The sequence below is a fragment of the Lentisalinibacter salinarum genome (assembly GCF_040706555.1).
Lineage (GTDB): Bacteria > Pseudomonadota > Gammaproteobacteria > Steroidobacterales > Woeseiaceae > Lentisalinibacter > Lentisalinibacter salinarum.
In genome coordinates this window covers 775,713-790,973 of record NZ_JAPDRH010000003.1, presented here as the reverse complement: position 1 = coordinate 790,973, position 15,261 = coordinate 775,713, and the positions used below count along the sequence as shown (strand labels likewise).

At 68.6% G+C, this 15,261-nt stretch carries 16 protein-coding genes; 8 read left to right on the top strand and 8 right to left on the bottom strand.

Annotated features, from left to right (window positions below; all coding sequences use genetic code 11):
- Window positions 1-13: 13 nt before the first annotated feature.
- The 3 genes from ACJMKZ_RS14150 to ACJMKZ_RS14140 form a co-directional block, all read right to left on the bottom strand.
- Window positions 14-817: an alpha/beta fold hydrolase gene (locus tag ACJMKZ_RS14150; protein WP_405233849.1), complete on the bottom strand. Its 804-nt coding sequence runs from the start codon at window positions 815-817 to the stop codon at window positions 14-16.
- Between the two features lie 71 nt (window positions 818-888).
- Window positions 889-1,203: a Rieske (2Fe-2S) protein gene (locus ACJMKZ_RS14145; protein WP_405233848.1), complete on the bottom strand. Its 315-nt coding sequence runs from the start codon at window positions 1,201-1,203 to the stop codon at window positions 889-891.
- A gap of 74 nt (window positions 1,204-1,277) precedes the next feature.
- On the bottom strand, window positions 1,278-2,210 hold the full coding sequence (locus ACJMKZ_RS14140) for an SMP-30/gluconolactonase/LRE family protein (protein ID WP_405233847.1): 933 nt from the start codon (window positions 2,208-2,210) through the stop codon (window positions 1,278-1,280).
- 75 nt (window positions 2,211-2,285) lie between these two features.
- On the opposite strand from ACJMKZ_RS14140, the gene ACJMKZ_RS14135 reads away from it, so the two are divergent.
- From ACJMKZ_RS14135 to ACJMKZ_RS14110, 6 genes are read left to right on the top strand one after another with little or no spacing between them, the layout of a single operon-like run.
- On the top strand, window positions 2,286-3,254 hold the full coding sequence (locus ACJMKZ_RS14135; protein WP_405233846.1) for an alpha/beta fold hydrolase: 969 nt from the start codon (window positions 2,286-2,288) through the stop codon (window positions 3,252-3,254).
- Window positions 3,255-3,301: 47 nt separating this feature from the next.
- Window positions 3,302-4,147, top strand: coding sequence for an SDR family oxidoreductase (locus tag ACJMKZ_RS14130; protein WP_405233845.1), 846 nt, complete (start codon window positions 3,302-3,304; stop codon window positions 4,145-4,147).
- Window positions 4,148-4,149: 2 nt separating this feature from the next.
- Window positions 4,150-5,229 (top strand): phosphotransferase, encoded by a 1,080-nt coding sequence (locus ACJMKZ_RS14125; RefSeq protein ID WP_405233844.1) that lies wholly within the window; start codon window positions 4,150-4,152, stop codon window positions 5,227-5,229.
- The gene (locus tag ACJMKZ_RS14120; RefSeq protein WP_405233843.1) at window positions 5,226-6,065 is read left to right on the top strand and encodes an enoyl-CoA hydratase-related protein; all 840 of its coding nucleotides are present in this window, start codon (window positions 5,226-5,228) and stop codon (window positions 6,063-6,065) included. The genes ACJMKZ_RS14125 and ACJMKZ_RS14120 overlap by 4 nt, the downstream gene beginning before the upstream one ends.
- A 26-nt stretch (window positions 6,066-6,091) precedes the next feature.
- Window positions 6,092-6,955, top strand: coding sequence for a MaoC family dehydratase (locus ACJMKZ_RS14115; RefSeq protein ID WP_405233842.1), 864 nt, complete (start codon window positions 6,092-6,094; stop codon window positions 6,953-6,955).
- 17 nt (window positions 6,956-6,972) lie between these two features.
- A complete protein-coding gene (locus ACJMKZ_RS14110) occupies window positions 6,973-9,174 on the top strand; it encodes a PQQ-dependent dehydrogenase, methanol/ethanol family (RefSeq protein ID WP_405233841.1) in 2,202 nt (733 codons plus the stop codon).
- A gap of 4 nt (window positions 9,175-9,178) precedes the next feature.
- On the opposite strand, the gene ACJMKZ_RS14105 is transcribed toward ACJMKZ_RS14110, so the two are convergent.
- Entirely contained in the window at window positions 9,179-9,925 is a 747-nt protein-coding gene (locus tag ACJMKZ_RS14105) for a YceI family protein (protein ID WP_405233840.1), read from the bottom strand.
- Window positions 9,926-9,979: 54 nt separating this feature from the next.
- Here ACJMKZ_RS14105 and ACJMKZ_RS14100 point away from each other — a divergent pair, with 54 nt between their 5' ends.
- Window positions 9,980-10,786, top strand: coding sequence for a crotonase/enoyl-CoA hydratase family protein (locus ACJMKZ_RS14100; protein WP_405233839.1), 807 nt, complete (start codon window positions 9,980-9,982; stop codon window positions 10,784-10,786).
- A gap of 24 nt (window positions 10,787-10,810) precedes the next feature.
- Here ACJMKZ_RS14100 and ACJMKZ_RS14095 read toward each other — a convergent pair whose 3' ends face one another.
- On the bottom strand, window positions 10,811-11,167 hold the full coding sequence (locus tag ACJMKZ_RS14095; protein ID WP_405233838.1) for a DUF1330 domain-containing protein: 357 nt from the start codon (window positions 11,165-11,167) through the stop codon (window positions 10,811-10,813).
- Between the two features lie 95 nt (window positions 11,168-11,262).
- Here ACJMKZ_RS14095 and ACJMKZ_RS14090 point away from each other — a divergent pair, with 95 nt between their 5' ends.
- Window positions 11,263-12,009 (top strand): SEL1-like repeat protein, encoded by a 747-nt coding sequence (locus tag ACJMKZ_RS14090; protein ID WP_405233837.1) that lies wholly within the window; start codon window positions 11,263-11,265, stop codon window positions 12,007-12,009.
- 25 nt (window positions 12,010-12,034) lie between these two features.
- On the opposite strand, the gene ACJMKZ_RS14085 is transcribed toward ACJMKZ_RS14090, so the two are convergent.
- From ACJMKZ_RS14085 to ACJMKZ_RS14075, 3 genes are read right to left on the bottom strand one after another with little or no spacing between them, the layout of a single operon-like run.
- Complete coding sequence (locus ACJMKZ_RS14085; protein WP_405233836.1) at window positions 12,035-12,907, bottom strand: MipA/OmpV family protein; 873 nt, start codon at window positions 12,905-12,907, stop codon at window positions 12,035-12,037.
- Complete coding sequence (locus tag ACJMKZ_RS14080) at window positions 12,904-13,569, bottom strand: TetR/AcrR family transcriptional regulator (RefSeq protein ID WP_405233835.1); 666 nt, start codon at window positions 13,567-13,569, stop codon at window positions 12,904-12,906. The genes ACJMKZ_RS14085 and ACJMKZ_RS14080 overlap by 4 nt, the downstream gene beginning before the upstream one ends.
- Window positions 13,566-15,122, bottom strand: coding sequence for a fatty acid--CoA ligase (locus ACJMKZ_RS14075; protein WP_405233834.1), 1,557 nt, complete (start codon window positions 15,120-15,122; stop codon window positions 13,566-13,568). Before ACJMKZ_RS14075 ends, ACJMKZ_RS14080 begins: the two co-directional genes overlap by 4 nt.
- Between the last annotated feature and the right edge of the window lie 139 nt (window positions 15,123-15,261).

The following is a 15,261-nucleotide window of genomic DNA, read 5'->3' as shown; positions in this document are numbered from 1 at the left end:
CCGAGCCCTCGGATCAGTGTTCGGCCAGGAACGGCAGCAGCGTGTCGCAGAAGCGGATCTTCTGGTCCTTGCCCGCGACCACGTGGGCGACGTCCTCCATCATGACGCCCCGGGCGTTCGGGATGCCTTCCTCGAGGGGCAGCGTCGTGCGGGGGCTCGTCACCAGATCCTGACCCGCATGGATGATCAGCGAAGGCGCCTCGATGCGGTCCAGCCGGTCGGCCACGTCGTGGGCGATGCAGGCCTGCACGAAGCGCGCGTGCGCCTCCTGCCGGCCGTTCAGTTCCTTCCAGCCGCCGTCGGGCCCGAGCAGCTTGTCTTTGTGGGCGTTGTAGTACTCGGGCAGGAACGACATCACCGTCACGAACTTCTGGAACGCATAGAAGCCGGAATCCCGGTGCACGTCGCTGAACAGCTGCAGCTGGTCGGCAAGGAAGTCGTCGCAGCGGACCCAGGCCCCCATGTTCACCATGGAGCGGACCAGATCCGGGCGCTTGACGGCCACGATCTGCGAGATGCAGGCGCCCATGCCCACCAGACCGACGAAGTGGACGTTGGTCCAGCCCAGGTGCTCGAGCAGTCCGATGACGTCGTCGGCGTACAGTTCCATGGACGGCTCCACGGAGAGGTCGTCGTCCGATTCGCCGATGCCCCGGTAGTCGATGATCAGCACGGAGTAGTCATCGGTCAGGCCGCGGGCCAGGTGGCGTTCCCCGCCGTGGCAGAAGGTACCCCATCCGCCCATGCAGATGGCCGGCGGCCCCTCGCCATGGATCTCGTAGTACATCTTGTGGTTATTGATATCGGCTGTAGGCATGTCTGGTCCTGGTTCTTCTCTGTCTCTGTTTCATTGTGACTCCGTCGCCGCATCGCGGTGCGGCGACGCCGTCAGGTCACGCTGACCTCCAGCATATCCCCGACGATGCGCACCGGATACGGCCTGACCGGCAGCATGGCCGGTCCCTTGACGACGCGTCCGTCCCGCAGGTCGAAGGCAGCGCCATGCAGCGGGCAGACGATGCGGCAGCCCTTCAGCCGGCCCTGGCTCAGTCGCGCCTCGGCATGCGTGCACAGATCGTGCACGGCGAAGAACCCGTCCTTGGTATGGGCCACCACGATGTCGTTGCCCGCCACGTTGAAGCTCCGGCACTGCTTCTTCGGTATGTCGGCGACTCTGGCGACGGGCTGGAAGGATTCGACCATGGATTAGTGGCGCTGGGCGCTCGCCGTCCGGGCGGTCCCGGATCATAGCATAGTGGTTGCGGGCTACTTTCGGCTCAGCGATTCAGGAAGTTGAGCGCCAGGCCGGGCCGCGGCCAGTCGAACGAGACCAGGCGCCCCGTGCCCGACAGAGTGACGAAGGCCGTGCCCAGCCCGTCGCCGCCGAAGCAGATGTTGGTGGTGTAGGGGTCGTCCAGGGCCAGGTGTTCCGCCTGTCCGCCGGTGGGCGGAATGACCGTGATGCCCCCGTTGATCACCGTGGCCACGCACACGTTGCCGGCGCCGTCCACGGCCAGGGAATCGAACAGCTGCAGGCCCGGGGCGCCGTAGAGCAGGCGCTCGGGATCCACCGTGTCGGCGCCGCAGCCCACCGTGCCCGGCGCGGTGAGCGGATAGTGGTACACCCGTCCCGTCCAGGTCTCGGCGACGTAGAGGACGCTCTCGTCCGCGGATAGCCCGATGCCGTTGGCGTGGTGCAGCGGGAACAGAGCGCGCTCGATGCGCGAGCCGTCGGGCAGGGCATAGTAGACCGCGGCCAGATCCTCGCCGGTGCCGGTGTTTCTGCCGAGGTCCGTGAACCAGAAACCGCCCGCGGCATCGAACACGATGTCGTTCGGCCCGCGCAGCGGGACGTCGCCACAATGGGTATAGAGGGTCTCCACCTCGCCCGAATCGAGGCAGACCCGCTGGATCGAGCCGCCCGCGTACTCGTCGCCGCCGGCCGTGCCGACCGGGATCAGCAGGCCGCCGGATTCGGCGAAGCGCAGGCCGCCGTTATTGCAGACGTAGCAGTGACCGTCCGGCCCGATGGCCGCGCCGTTCGGGCCGCCGCCGGTCTCGGCCACCACCTCGACGTCGCCGCGCTCGCTGACCCGCGAGAGCGTGCCGCGGGCGATCTCCACCAGCAGGACGCTGCCGTCCGGCATCGCGATCGGTCCCTCGGGAAAACGCAGACCTTCCGTCATCTGCCGGTAGCTGCCGACTGCCATGGCCGGGTCTCCTCTGATCCTGCAGTTGATCCTGCAATCGGGCTATTTTGACATTTGCCCGGGCCCGCCGCATTCTTGCGCCGCCTCGCGCGGCGCCGCCGCGCCGGCTACCCCGCCGGACCAGGAGAGACGCTTATCCCTGCCGACCCACGCGGACACAGCGCAGACAACAACGAGACCCCGGAGCCGCTGACCTATGCCGGCTCGGCGGGCAACCGCCTCGCCGCGGAAGGGTGGGGCGCCGCCAGCGCGCCGCCGGTCCTGCTGCTGCATGGCGGCGGCCAGACCCGCCACGCCTGGTCGGATACGGCGCGCCTGCTCGCCGCGTCCGACTTGCGGGCGATCGCCCTCGACCACCGCGGCCACGGCGACAGCGAATGGGTGGCGGACGGCGATTACAGCTTCCACGCCATCGCCGCCGACATCGCGGCCGTGCTGCGTTCGCTGGGCCGCCCGACGGTCCTGGTCGGCGCCTCCCTCGGGGGCATCGGCTCGATGCTGGCGGCCGGTGAGATGGTGCCGGGCCTGGTGCGGGCGGTGATCCTCGTGGACGTGGGGCTTTCCATGAACCGGGCCGGCGTCGCCCGCATCCTCGAGTTCATGAGCGCCCACCCGGACGGATTCGCCGACCTGCAGGAGGCCGCCGACGCCGTCGCCGCCTATCTGCCGCACCGGGAGCGGCCCCGGGACCCGAGCGGCCTGATCAAGAACCTGCGCGAGAGCGCCGACGGGCGGCTGCGCTGGCACTGGGATCCCCGCATGCTGGACCACGCCTCGGAGTCCGGCCACATCTCCGAGTTCGCGGACGTGGAACGGGCCGCGGCGCGCATCGCCGTGCCGGTGCTGCTGGTCCGCGGCGGGCTGTCCGAAGTCATGGACGAGACCAGCGTCCGGCGCACGCTGGAGGTGATCCCCCGGGCCGACTACGTCAACGTGGCCGACGCGGATCACATGGTGGCGGGCGACCGCAACGACGCCTTCACCGCCGCCGTCATCGACTACCTCGCACGCCTGCCCGGAGACACGGCAGGGACGGACGACTGAGTTATCATGAATCACTGCAAAGCACGACCGGGAGGGGCCGTCACACCATGAGCACACTCGAAGGCAAGACGCTATTCATCTCCGGCGCCAGCCGCGGCATCGGCCTGGCCATCGCCAAGCGCGCCGCGGCGGACGGCGCCAACATCGCCATCGCCGCCAAGACCGCGGAGCCGCATCCGAAGCTGCCGGGCACCATCTACACGGCGGCCGAGGAGATCGAGGAAGCCGGCGGCCAGGCGCTGCCGGTCGTCTGCGATATCCGCGACGAGGAGCAGGTTCAGGCGGCCGTGGCGGCCACGGTCGAGCGCTTCGGCGGGCTGGATATCTGCGTCAACAACGCGAGCGCCATCTCGCTCACCGGTACGCTGCAGACCGAGATGAAGCGCTACGATCTCATGCACCAGATCAACACGCGGGGCACCTTCCTGGTCTCGAAGATCTGCCTGCCCCACCTGCTGGAGGCCGACAACCCCCACATCCTGAATCTCTCCCCGCCGCTGAACATGGAGGAGAAGTGGTTCGCGCCCCACGTGGCCTACACGATGGCCAAGTTCGGCATGAGTCTGTGCGTGCTCGGCATGGCCGGCGAGTTTCGCGACAAGGGCGTGGCCGTGAACGCGCTCTGGCCGCGCACCACGATCGCCACCGCGGCGGTCAAGAACCTGCTCGGCGGCGACGACATGGTGGCCCACTCGCTGAAACCGGAGGTGATGGCGGACGCCGCCCACGTGATCCTCACCCGTCCTAGCCGGGAGTTCACGGGCAACTTCTGCGTGGACGACGAGGTGCTGGAGAGCGTCGGCATCACCGATCTCACATCCTACCGGGTGGTGCCCGAGAACGAGCCTTATCCGGACTTCTTCGTGGAGCCGCGGGCGAAGGGGGGAGCGTAGCCTTGGCGAGCAGACAGGAACAATTCTCCGGCACGAAGGAGGTGGTGGAGGCCCACCGCTTCGACGAGGCGCGTCTCGAGGAATACATGGCCGCGCACGTGGAAGGCTTCGAGGGTCCGCTGACGGTGCGCCAGTTCCGCGGCGGCCAGTCGAACCCCACCTATCACCTGAGCTCGCCTTCGGGCACCTACGTCCTGCGCCGCAAGCCGCCCGGCAAGCTCCTGCCCTCGGCGCACGCGGTGGACCGGGAGTTCCGGGTGATCAGCGCATTGTACGAGCAGGACTTCCCCGTGCCGCGGCCCTACGTGCTCTGCGACGACGAGAGCGTCGTCGGCACGATGTTTTACATCATGGACTGCGTCGACGGGCGCATATTCTGGGAGCTGGACCTGCCAGCGCTGGAACCGGACGAGCGGACGGCCATCTACGACAACGTGAACGCGACCATCGCGACGTTGCACTCCATCGACTACCTGGCCGCCGGCCTGGAGACGTTTGGCAAGCCGGGTAACTATTTCGCCCGCCAGATCTCGCGCTGGTCGAAACAGTACTACGCCTCGGAGACGCAGAAGATCCCCGAGATGGACCGCCTGATCGAGTGGCTGCCCGAGAACATCCCGGAAGACGACTCCTCCAGCATCGTCCACGGCGATTTCCGCCTGGACAACATGATCATCCATCCCACGGAGCCGCGGGTGATCGCTGTGCTGGACTGGGAGCTCTCCACCATCGGGCACCCGCTGGGCGATTTCACCTACCACCTCATGAGCTGGCAGATGCCGCCGCTGGGCGTCGGCTCCAGCGGTCTGAAGGACCGCGACCTGACGTCGCTCGGCATCCCCACCGAGGACGAGTACGTGGACATGTACTGCGAGCGCACGGGCCGCGACGGCATCGAGAACCGGGACTTCTACGCCGCCTATAACTTCTTTCGCATCGCGGCCATTTTGCAGGGCATCGCGGGGCGGGTGCGCGACGGCACGGCGGCCAGCGAGCATGCGAAGCAGTCGGCGCGCTCGGTGCAGCCGCTGGCGGAGATCGCCTGGGACTACGCGCTGCGCGCGGGAGCCGGGGGCGGATGAGCGAGCCCGTCCTGCATGAAGTGGCCGACGGCGTGATGATGATCACGCTGAACCGGCCCGAGCGCCTGAACGCCTTCAACCCGGCCATGCGCGACGCGCTGATCGAGGCCTATGCCGAGGCGGGCCGGAACGACGACGTGCGCGTGGTGATACTGACCGGCGCGGACCGGGCCTTCTGCGCCGGAGCGGATCTCGAGTCCGGCGGCGACACCTTCAACCGGGCGGACCGCAGCGCCGAGGCCCATCGCGACGGCGGCGGCCGCGTCACGCTGGCCATGTTCGACTGCCCGAAGCCGATCATCGCGGCCATCAACGGGCCTGCGGTGGGCGTGGGCCTGACCATGACGCTGCCGGCCGACATCCGGCTGACGGTGCCGGACAACAAGCTCGGTTTCGTCTTCCTCGCCCGCGGTATCGCGCCGGACGCCTGCTCGAGCTGGTTCCTGCCCCGCATCGTCGGCGTCAGCAAGGCCATGGAGTGGTTCGCCACCGCCCGGGTCTTCGGCACGGACGAGGCGCGGGAGGCCGGCCTGGTCTCGGAGGTGCTCGATCCGGATGCGCTGCTGCCCCGGGCCCGGGCGCTGGCGGCGGAGATCGCGGAGAATACGGGCGCGGTGTCGGTGGCACTGGCGCGGGCGCTGGTGTGGCGCATGCTGGGTGCCGCCGGGCCGCACGAGGCACATCGCCTCGAGTCCCGGGCGATCTGGCACATGGGGCAGTCCGCGGATGCGGCGGAGGGGGTCACGAGCTTCCTGGAGAAACGCAAGCCGCAGTTCCCGCTGCGGGTCTCCGAGGACATGCCGCCGTTCTATCCCTGGTGGCAGGACGAACACTGAACCGACCAGAGAGCGGAAGACCAAGCATGGCACTGGACTATGACAGACTGATGGCCTGCCGGGCGAAGGACGTGCCGGTGGCCTGGAGCGATCGGGAGACCCTGCTCTACGCCCTGAGCGTCGGCTTCGGTCAGGATCCGACCGACGAGCGTGAACTCGGCTACGTCTGCGAGCGGCGCGTGCTGAAGACCGTGCCCACGCTTGCCACCGTGCTGCGCGACGACGGTTTCGCGGGCTATCTGGACGCGAGCGGCTGGGACTTCTCCCGGGTGCTGCACGGCGAGCAGCGCCTGGCGCTGCACCGGCCGCTGCCGCCGGCCGGCAGGCTCCTGCTGGACTCCCGGGTGACGGCCGCCTACGACAAGGGGGAGGGCAAGGGCGCCATCATCCTTACCGAGACCGAAGGCCGCCTGGCGCGGGACGACACGGCCCTGTTCACGCTCGGCAATACGATATTCGCCCGCGGCGACGGCGGTTTCGGCGGGCCCGCCGGCTCGGGCCCGGCACCGCATCCGGAGCCGGACCGGGAGCCGGATCTCGTCTGCGAACTCGCCACGCGCCCGGAACAGGCGCTGCTCTACCGGCTGAACGGCGACCGCAATCCGCTCCACGCCGACCCGGCGCTGGCCGCCCGGGCCGGCTTCGACAGGCCGATCCTGCACGGTCTGTGCACCTACGGATTCGCCTGCCATGCCGTCCTGAAGACGGTGTGCGAATACGACCACACGCTGATCACGGGCTTCGACGCGCGTTTCTCGGCGCCGGTGTTCCCGGGCGAGCGGATACTTACGGAGATGTGGCAGGATGGGAACGTGGTCTCGTTCCGCTGCCGGGTCCCGGAGCGGGACGTTACGGTCGTATCGAACGGCAGATGCACTCTGTCGCTTTGAAGGGGGGAAGATAGCTGATGGATCGGTCGAATTCCGGGCGGGCACTGGTATTCGTCGTGCTGCTGGCCGCCACGCTGCCGACGGCCGCCGCCGCGGCCCTGGACGAGCAGACGCGCAAGTCGCTGCAGCGCGTCGACGGCGAACGCATCGTCGATGCCGACGGCGAGCCGGGCAACTGGCTCACCCACGGCCGCACCTACAGCGAGCAGCGGTTCAGCCCGCTGGCCCAGGTGGATACGGAGAATGTGGACGAGCTGGGCCTCGCCTGGTCCTTCGAGCTGCCCACGCGGCGCGGCCAGGAGGCCACGCCCATCGTCGTCGACGGCGTGATGTACGTCACCGGCTCCTGGAGTATGGTCTTCGCGCTGGATGCACGCACCGGCGAAAAGCTCTGGAGCTACGACCCGCGGGTGCCCCGCGCCACCGGGCGCAACGCCTGCTGCGACGCCGTCAACCGCGGTGTCGCGATCTGGGAGGGCAAGGTCTTCTTCGGCACCCTTGACGGCCGTCTGATCGCGCTCGACGCGGTCACCGGCGAGAAGCTCTGGGAGCGGGTCACGGTCGATCAGTCGCAGCCCTACACCATCACCGGTGCGCCGCGGGTGGTGAAGAACAAGGTGCTGATCGGCAACGGCGGCGGCGAATATGGCGTGCGCGGCTACCTGAGTGCCTACGATCCGGATACCGGCGAGATGATCTGGCGCTTCCACACGGTGCCGGGCAACCCGGCCGACGGTTTCGAGAACGAGGCCATGGCCATGGCCGCCGAGACCTGGAACGGCGAATGGTGGAAGCTCGGCGGCGGCGGCACCGTCTGGGATTCCATGGCCTATGACCCGCAGCTGGACCTGCTCTACGTGGGCGTGGGCAACGGCTCGCCGTGGAATCAGCGCCAGCGCAGCCCGGGGGGCGGCGACAACCTGTTCCTGTCTTCCATCGTGGCGCTGCGCCCCGACACCGGGAAGTACGTCTGGCACTACCAGACGACGCCCGGCGAGACCTGGGACTACACCGCCACCCAGCACATGATCCTGGCGGACCTCGAGATCGGCGGCGAGACCGTGCCGGTGATCATGCAGGCACCCAAGAACGGCTTCTTCTACGTGCTGGACCGCCGCGACGGCCGTTTCATCAGCGCCGAGAATTTCGTTCGCATCAACTGGGCCACCCACGTGGATCCGGAGACCGGCCGGCCGGTGGAACTCCCGGACGCGCGTTATTCGGACGAGCCCCGGCTGACCTTCCCGTCGCCGTCGGGCGCCCACAACTGGCAGCCGATGTCGTACAGCCCGCAGACCGGTCTGGTCTACATCCCCGCGATGGACGTGCCGGCCACCTACGGCGCCGACCCGGAGTCGCCGCGGGCGTCAACCTACTGGCAGACCGGCACCGACATGGCGAAGGGCACCACGCCGATGCAGCTCGGCCCCGACATCGAGCGCAGCATGTACCAGCAACTGGTGAAGGCGTCCCTGCTCGCCTGGGACCCGGTGCGCCAGGAAGCCGCCTGGCGGGTGCCCCACCAGCACCCCTGGAACGGCGGCACCCTCTCCACGGCGGGCGGTCTGGTCTTCCAGGGCGACGCCATGGGCTTCTTCAGCGCCTACCGGGCGACGGACGGCGACCGGCTCTGGCAGGCACCCGCGAACAACGGCATCGTGGCCGCGCCCGTCAGCTACGAGGTGGACGGCCAGCAGTACGTCGCGGTACTGGCGGGCTGGGGCGGCTCCATGGCGCTGTACGGCGGTGCCGCGAACGACGATGCCGTGGGCGGTGCGACGGGCCGGATGCTGGCCTACCGGCTGGGCGCGGAAGGCGACCCGCCGCCCGGCCCGGCGCCACTGGCGGAGATGCCCGAGCCGCCGGAGCTCGATGCGAGCGACGAGATGCTGGAGCGGGGCTTCGATCAGTACGCCCGCCACTGCTCCGTCTGTCACGGCTTCCGCGTGATCGGTGGTGGATTGATCCCGGATCTGCGTTACCTGACGCCGGACCGGCACGAGATATTCGGCCAGATCGTGGGCCAGGGACTGCTGGCGGGAGCCGGCATGCCGAGCTTCGAGGACCGACTGAGCGAGGAGGACATCGAGGCCATCCACGCCTACGTCATCTTCGAGGCGCAGCGCGAGTGGGAGCGTCAGAACGACTGGGGCTGGTGGCGGGCCGTGAAGGAGACCGCGGCAGACGCCGCCGCCTGGGTACTGCTGAAGCTGCAGTGACCGCTCAGCGCCGGTGCGCCACCACCCGGTAGCGCACGCCGATATCCTCGGCCACGGACAGCGCGCCGCCCATGACGCTGAACGGCTCGAGGCCGAGCGCGGCATGGCTCACCGTGGTCTCGCCCGTGGCCACCAGCCGGTCGTCGTCGACTCGCACTTGCAGCGGGAAGTCCACCAGCCGGCGCCGGCCGCGGATCGTCAGCGCCGCCGTCGCCGTCAGTGCCTCGCCGCGGCGATCGACCGCCACCAGTTCGGCGGTCAGTTCGGGATGGCGGGCCGCATCCAGTACCGCCTCGCCGAGCATGTTGCGGCGGGTTCCCTCTATGTCCTCGGGCGGGATCTCGCCGGGGAAGTCGTCGCCGGCGGCCTCGCGCAGTGCGGGCTCGTCGACGGTCAGTCTTGCCACCGGCAGGCTGATCCGGAACGCCGAGCGGCCCCGGCGATCCCGATACCAGACCGTGCCCTGCAGGTCCCGACTCGCGACCACGTGGTTGTGTCCCAGCCGCGCCAGCGGGCCGGCGCGGTAGACGTACAGCTGCAAGAGCGAGGCCTCCGTGTCGACGCGGTATTCGGTGGCCGTCGCCCGGTCGACTTCGGCTGCGCGGCTCTTCTCCGCGGTCGGAGCCGGCTCGACCGGCGCCCTGCCGGCGCAGGCGGCCAGCAGCACCAGCGCGGCCGTCGCGGCGACAGCCGCAGACAGTCTCGGGCACGGGGTTTCCTTGCCGTAAATGGTGCGGTCGAGCTCTGGCATCGCTATCCTCCCGTCGGTGGATCGATGTTAACAGTCGTGGAGACGGAGCCGGATATGAGTGAACGCGTGACCATCCAGATCAGGGACCACGTGGCGGAGGTGGCGCTGAACCGCCCCGAGAAGTACAACGCGCTGGACCGGGAGATGTTCGAGGCCATCATCGAGGCCGGCGAGTCCCTGGCCGGCCGTAAGGACGTGCGCGCGGTGGTGCTCCGGGGCGAGGGCGGCAACTTCTCCGCGGGCATCGATACCTCCACCTTCACGCAGCCCCAGGAGGGAGGACCCGGCTTTGCCGCCGAAGCCATGCAGCCGCGCGGCGATACGCCGGCCAACCAGTTCCAGAGCCCGGCATGGGTCTGGAAGGCGCTGCCGGTGCCGGTGATCGCGGCGCTCGAGGGCGTAGTCTTCGGCGGCGGACTGCAGATCGCCCTGGGCGCCGACATCCGCTACGCAGCGCCGGACGCCCGCCTATCGGTCATGGAGATCAAGTGGGGACTGATCCCGGACATGGGCCTCACGCATACGTTGCGCGGCATCATGCCGCTGGACCGGCTCAAGGAACTGACCTACAGCGGACGCATCGTGGACGGCAGACAGGCCGCCGAACTCGGCCTGGTGACGGCCGTGAAGTCCGACCCTCTGAAGGCCGCCCGCGGCCTCGCCGCCGAGATCGCCAACCGTTCGCCGGATGCGATTCGCGCCAGCAAGCGTCTGCTGGAAGAGGTGTTCGCGGGCGACGGCGCCGCCGGGCTCGCCCTGGAGGCGGAGCTTCAGTCCGGTCTCATGCTGCAGCCGAACCAGATCGAGGCCGTGATGGCCAACGTGGAGAAGCGCTCGCCGCGGTTCCGCGACCCGGAATAGATGCTCTGCGGGGGGGCTGCCGGCTCAGAAGCCGCTCCCGGCCCACTCGATGTGGCCGGGGACCGGCAGTTCCTCGAACAGACCCACGGTGAACCGGCCCGCACCGGCGCGCAGCGGCTTGATCTCGTTCTGGTACTTGTCCGAATTCCAGAACGCCCGCGCGTGTTCCGCGGACGGGAAGCGGGCCAGTACCAGCCCCTGGTGGGAGGGCCAGTCCTCCTCCAGCATCGCCACCGGCTTGCCGACGGCCGCGTAGTAGCCCTCATGCTGCTCGTACAGCAGGGACTCCGCCAGGGCCTCCGTGTAGGCCTTCATCTTCTGCGGGTCGGTAATCTCGCCGATCACCACCATGAATACCGGTTGCGAGGCATCTTGCTCCATAATTAAGCTACTTTGTCGCAGCAGGGAGCGGGTGACAAGTCCCAGGAAATGCCCCCGTCGTCGCGATACGGAAACAGGAGAGGGGGAGCCCCGCCATGATGGCTACGAGATTCCCGATGCCGACCACACGCATGCCGGCCTGGCGCGCACTGCCGTGCCTCGTACTGGGGGCCGCCCTGGCCCTGTGGACCCTGCCCGCCGCCGCCCAGGATCGCTTTCCCGGCAGCGCGCCCAGTAACCGGACGGTCAAGATCCAGCAGAAAGCGGAGCAGGCCTATCAGGAAGGCGACTACGAGCGGGCCTTCAATATCTGGCGCAAGGACCTCGTCGAGATCGGCGACAAGTACGCCCAATACATGGTGGGGTACCTCTACCTCACGGGGCAGGGCACCGAGCGCGACGTCGCCAGGGCCTACGCCTGGTACCGTCTCGCCGCGGAGCGCGGCCACGACGAGCTGGTGGCCGTGATGGAAGAGCTGGAGGACCACCTCGCGCCGGCCGAGCTCGAGGCCGGCATGGCCGAGTACGAGCGCCTCGCCGGCAAGTACGGCGACCGCAGGCTGGTGCGCCGCCTGATCCGCATCGACGAGCTGCGCCTGAAGAAACGCACCGGCCGCGTCGGCGCATCCGTCGGCGCGCCGATGACGGTGGTCCTGCGCAACGGGCGTTCCGTGGATGCCACGCGTTATTACGCCGCCATCGAGGAACGGCTGCAGCGTCGCTACGAGTACCTGCAGGGCTACGTCGAGTTCGGCGAGCTGGAGACGCTCCCGGACGAGCTGGACCAGGACCTGGCGGAAGATGGGGACGGGGCCGCAGAGGAGCCCGGGACGCGGGACTAGTGCCCGCTCAACGGGCGGGGCCATCTCAGTCCGGCGCCGGTTCCTCGCTCTGCCAGAAGGCGAAGATCACGCCGGCGTACACCGCCCAGGTGAGGTCGCGGCGATAGAGCGGGCTCGCCTCGTTGCGCGACCCGGTATGGGCGTTCACGGTGACTCCAACGAACAGAAAGCGCCTCGGGTCGCGCCGGGTCAGCCGGGCGCCGAATTCCGTCTGCAGGTAGCCGCCTCGTGCCTCGTACACCGGCCGGGACGTCGTCGCGTAGATTGGATCCACGGTGTAGAAGTAGTCGTGCAGTTTCTCCGTCGCGAACACGGGCGCGACGCTGAGGGACAGCTCCCAGGGCGTGCCGGCGAATTCCGGCGTCTCGTACTCCAGCTCCGGGTTGAACACCAGGCCCCGGGAGCGGAGGCCGTCGTCGTCCCACGAGAACACGCCGCGAAGCGGCAGCTCCAGCTTCAGCGTGCGGGACTCGTCGGCCGGGTCGTTCAGGACGATCTCCAGCTCCGGGCCGGCCTCGAACAGGAAACCCAGATCCGGCATGCCGCGGCGGACGTCGATATCGTCGCTCTCGGCGTCCAGCGAGCCGTCCAGGCTCACGTCCAGCTCCAGCCGGGGCGAGCGGAACAGTCGGCCCGACACGACGCTGGAATCGCCGATGCGCAGGAAGTCGCCCCGGTAGACGACGGCGGGGAAGGGCAGGGCGCGGCCGCTCGAATCTTCCGCCGCCGGATAGTCCGGCGTCCACGCGGCCGCCACACCGGCGCCCACCTCCCACAGCGGCAGCGGCTCTTTCTCCTCCTCCTCCTCTTCCGTCGCGCCCGTCTGCGGCAGACCGGCGGCGAGTAGTGCCAGGGGCAGCGACACGAGGAGGGCGGGCAGTCGCGCGGTCCGCGTCATCGCGGCGCCAGCCCCCCGGTCAGGATGGCGGGGAACTCTGCGAGGATCTGCGCCGCCACGCCGGGGTCGCCGTGGAACCACTTCGGCACCCAGTTGACCGCGCCCATGATCGCGTTGCCGGTCATGCGCACATCGCAGGGCGCGATGCTGCCGTCGCCGATGCCCTGCTCGAGAATGGCCTCGAACGCCCGGCTGTGCGCCCGGGAGCGGCGCAGGATTTCTTCGCGGTGGCAGGGAGCCAGCGCCGGTATCTCGCTCATGATGGCGATCGGCCCCTCTTCCCCGCACATCGCCTCCAGGTGGTAGCGCAGATAACGGCGTGCCTGATCGAGGCCGCTGCCGCCCTCGCCGACCGCCCGCTGCAATGCCGCTGCGCCGATCTCCGCGGCCCGCAGGTAGCACTCGTAGACCAGCTCCTGTTTGCCCGAGACGTAGTGATAGATGGCGGCGTCCGTCATGCCGAGCTGATCCGCCACATCCCGCAGCGACGTGCCGCTGTAGCCCTTCTGGTTGAAGCAGGCCGCCGCGGCCCGCAGCAGACGGCCGCGTTTCAGCTGAAATGCGGTCGCCGGCCCGCCCTCCGCGGTGCCGGCGACCGCCTCGTTACCGACGGCTCCGGTATTGGCGCCGTTGGTGCTATTGGAGGCGCTGCTCCCGCTCACGACACCTGCCGGTCGCGGCCCTGCCAGTACTGCTCGCGCAGCTCGCGCCGCAGTACCTTGCCGCTCGGGTTGCGGGGCAGCTCGTCGACGAAGTCCACGCTGCGCGGCACCTTGTAGCGTGCGATACGCTCGCGGGCGAAGTCGATCAGCCCGGCGGCGTCCAGCACCTCGCCGGGTTTGCGGACGACAATCGCCTTGACCGCCTCGCCCCATTTTTCGTCCGGCACGCCGATGACCGCGACGTCGGCCACCGATGGATGCGCGAACAGCGCGTTCTCCACCTCCGCGGGATAGATGTTCTCGCCGCCGGAGATGATCATGTCCTTGAGGCGGTCGTGGATGTAGAGATAGCCGTCCTCGTCGAAGAAGCCCGCATCGCCGGTGTGAAACCAGCCGTCGTGCATGGCCTCGTCAGTCGCTTCCGGCCGGTTCCAGTAGCCCTTCATCAGCCAGTCCGACTTCAGGCAGATCTCGCCCACCTCGCCGGCGGGCAGCTCGTTGCCGTCGGCGTCGAGAATGCGGATCTCCGAGCCCTCGTAGGGCAGGCCGCAGGAGCGCAGCTTGCCCCGCGCCGGGTCGTGATCCTCCGGCGGCAGCTGGGTGGCCAGGCCCAGGTTCTCGGTGAGGCCGTAGAGCTGCGTGAAGTTACAGCCGAATACCTCGCGGGCCTTCAGCAGCACCGCCTCGGCGATGGGCGAGGCGCCGTAGGCGATGTTGCGCAGGCTCGAGTAGTCGAACTCTTCCACGTTGGGCTGGTGAATCAGCGCCAGTATCACCGCGGGCACGAAGAAGGTGTGGTTGACGTCGTACTCGTCCAGCAGCCGCAGGATCTCCTGGGGATCGAAGTCGGCCACGATCACCGTGCGCGTGCCCTGCATCAGCGAGAACAGGCCGCTGTTGGAGCCCGCGACGTGGAACACCGGCATGCAGATGAGCGCGGTCTCGCCCGGCTCATAGGCCGCCCAGTCCACTTTGGTGGCCGCATCCACCGCCGGGAACCAGGCGCCGTGGGTGAGCTGCACGCCCTTCGGGTGGCCCGTGGTGCCGCTGGTGTAGAGCTGCTCGAAGTCGTCCTCGGGATCGTACGGCAGCATCGGGTCTTCGGCGGACTGCTTGTCGCGCCAGTCCGCGTAGGACTCCCAGCGTTCGTGGCCGCCGTCCAGCGCGATGATCTTCCCTATCTGTTCGAGGTCGCCCTCCAGCGCCTCGATCATGGGGTAGAGCTCTTTGCCGACGAACAGGATCTGCGCATCGGCATCCTGCAGGATGTATTTCACCTCCAGCGCGGCCAACCGGGTGTTGACGGCCACCATCACGTTGCGGGATTTCGCGCAGCCGAGGACGATCTCGAAATAGTTCGGCGCGTTCTTGGAGAGATAGCCCACCCGGGTCTGCATCGGCAGCCCCTCCGCGGCGAGCCCGTTCGCCACCCGGTTCACCCGTTCGTCGAGTTCGGCGTAGGTCGTGACCTCGCCGTTGAAGATCAGGGCCTCGCCCTGCGGATTCTCCCGTGCGTGCACACGGCTGATGTCGGCCAGATTCAAGGTCGGCATGCTCCCCTCCCGGTCAGGAAATTACTCCAGAAAACATTAAATTAAGTCTGCACGAGCCCCCGGCGCGCGCTTGTATTGCACCGTCCGCGACGGTATTTTAATCCACATTAAATTTCCAGCTGGTCTCCGGCCGGAAGCG

What these genes read in the sequence shown, in the direction of transcription:
- ACJMKZ_RS14150 (WP_405233849.1), bottom strand. Translation starts at nt 817, where the DNA reads ATGCCTACAGCCGATATCAATAACCACAAGATGTACTACGAGATCCAT.
- ACJMKZ_RS14145 (WP_405233848.1), bottom strand. Translation starts at nt 1,203, where the DNA reads ATGGTCGAATCCTTCCAGCCCGTCGCCAGAGTCGCCGACATACCGAAG.
- ACJMKZ_RS14140 (WP_405233847.1), bottom strand. Translation starts at nt 2,210, where the DNA reads ATGGCAGTCGGCAGCTACCGGCAGATGACGGAAGGTCTGCGTTTTCCC.
- ACJMKZ_RS14130 (WP_405233845.1), top strand. Translation starts at nt 3,302, where the DNA reads ATGAGCACACTCGAAGGCAAGACGCTATTCATCTCCGGCGCCAGCCGC.
- ACJMKZ_RS14120 (WP_405233843.1), top strand. Translation starts at nt 5,226, where the DNA reads ATGAGCGAGCCCGTCCTGCATGAAGTGGCCGACGGCGTGATGATGATC.
- ACJMKZ_RS14115 (WP_405233842.1), top strand. Translation starts at nt 6,092, where the DNA reads ATGGCACTGGACTATGACAGACTGATGGCCTGCCGGGCGAAGGACGTG.
- ACJMKZ_RS14110 (WP_405233841.1), top strand. Translation starts at nt 6,973, where the DNA reads ATGGATCGGTCGAATTCCGGGCGGGCACTGGTATTCGTCGTGCTGCTG.
- ACJMKZ_RS14105 (WP_405233840.1), bottom strand. Translation starts at nt 9,925, where the DNA reads ATGCCAGAGCTCGACCGCACCATTTACGGCAAGGAAACCCCGTGCCCG.
- ACJMKZ_RS14100 (WP_405233839.1), top strand. Translation starts at nt 9,980, where the DNA reads ATGAGTGAACGCGTGACCATCCAGATCAGGGACCACGTGGCGGAGGTG.
- ACJMKZ_RS14095 (WP_405233838.1), bottom strand. Translation starts at nt 11,167, where the DNA reads ATGGAGCAAGATGCCTCGCAACCGGTATTCATGGTGGTGATCGGCGAG.
- ACJMKZ_RS14090 (WP_405233837.1), top strand. Translation starts at nt 11,263, where the DNA reads ATGATGGCTACGAGATTCCCGATGCCGACCACACGCATGCCGGCCTGG.
- ACJMKZ_RS14085 (WP_405233836.1), bottom strand. Translation starts at nt 12,907, where the DNA reads ATGACGCGGACCGCGCGACTGCCCGCCCTCCTCGTGTCGCTGCCCCTG.
- ACJMKZ_RS14075 (WP_405233834.1), bottom strand. Translation starts at nt 15,122, where the DNA reads ATGCCGACCTTGAATCTGGCCGACATCAGCCGTGTGCACGCACGGGAG.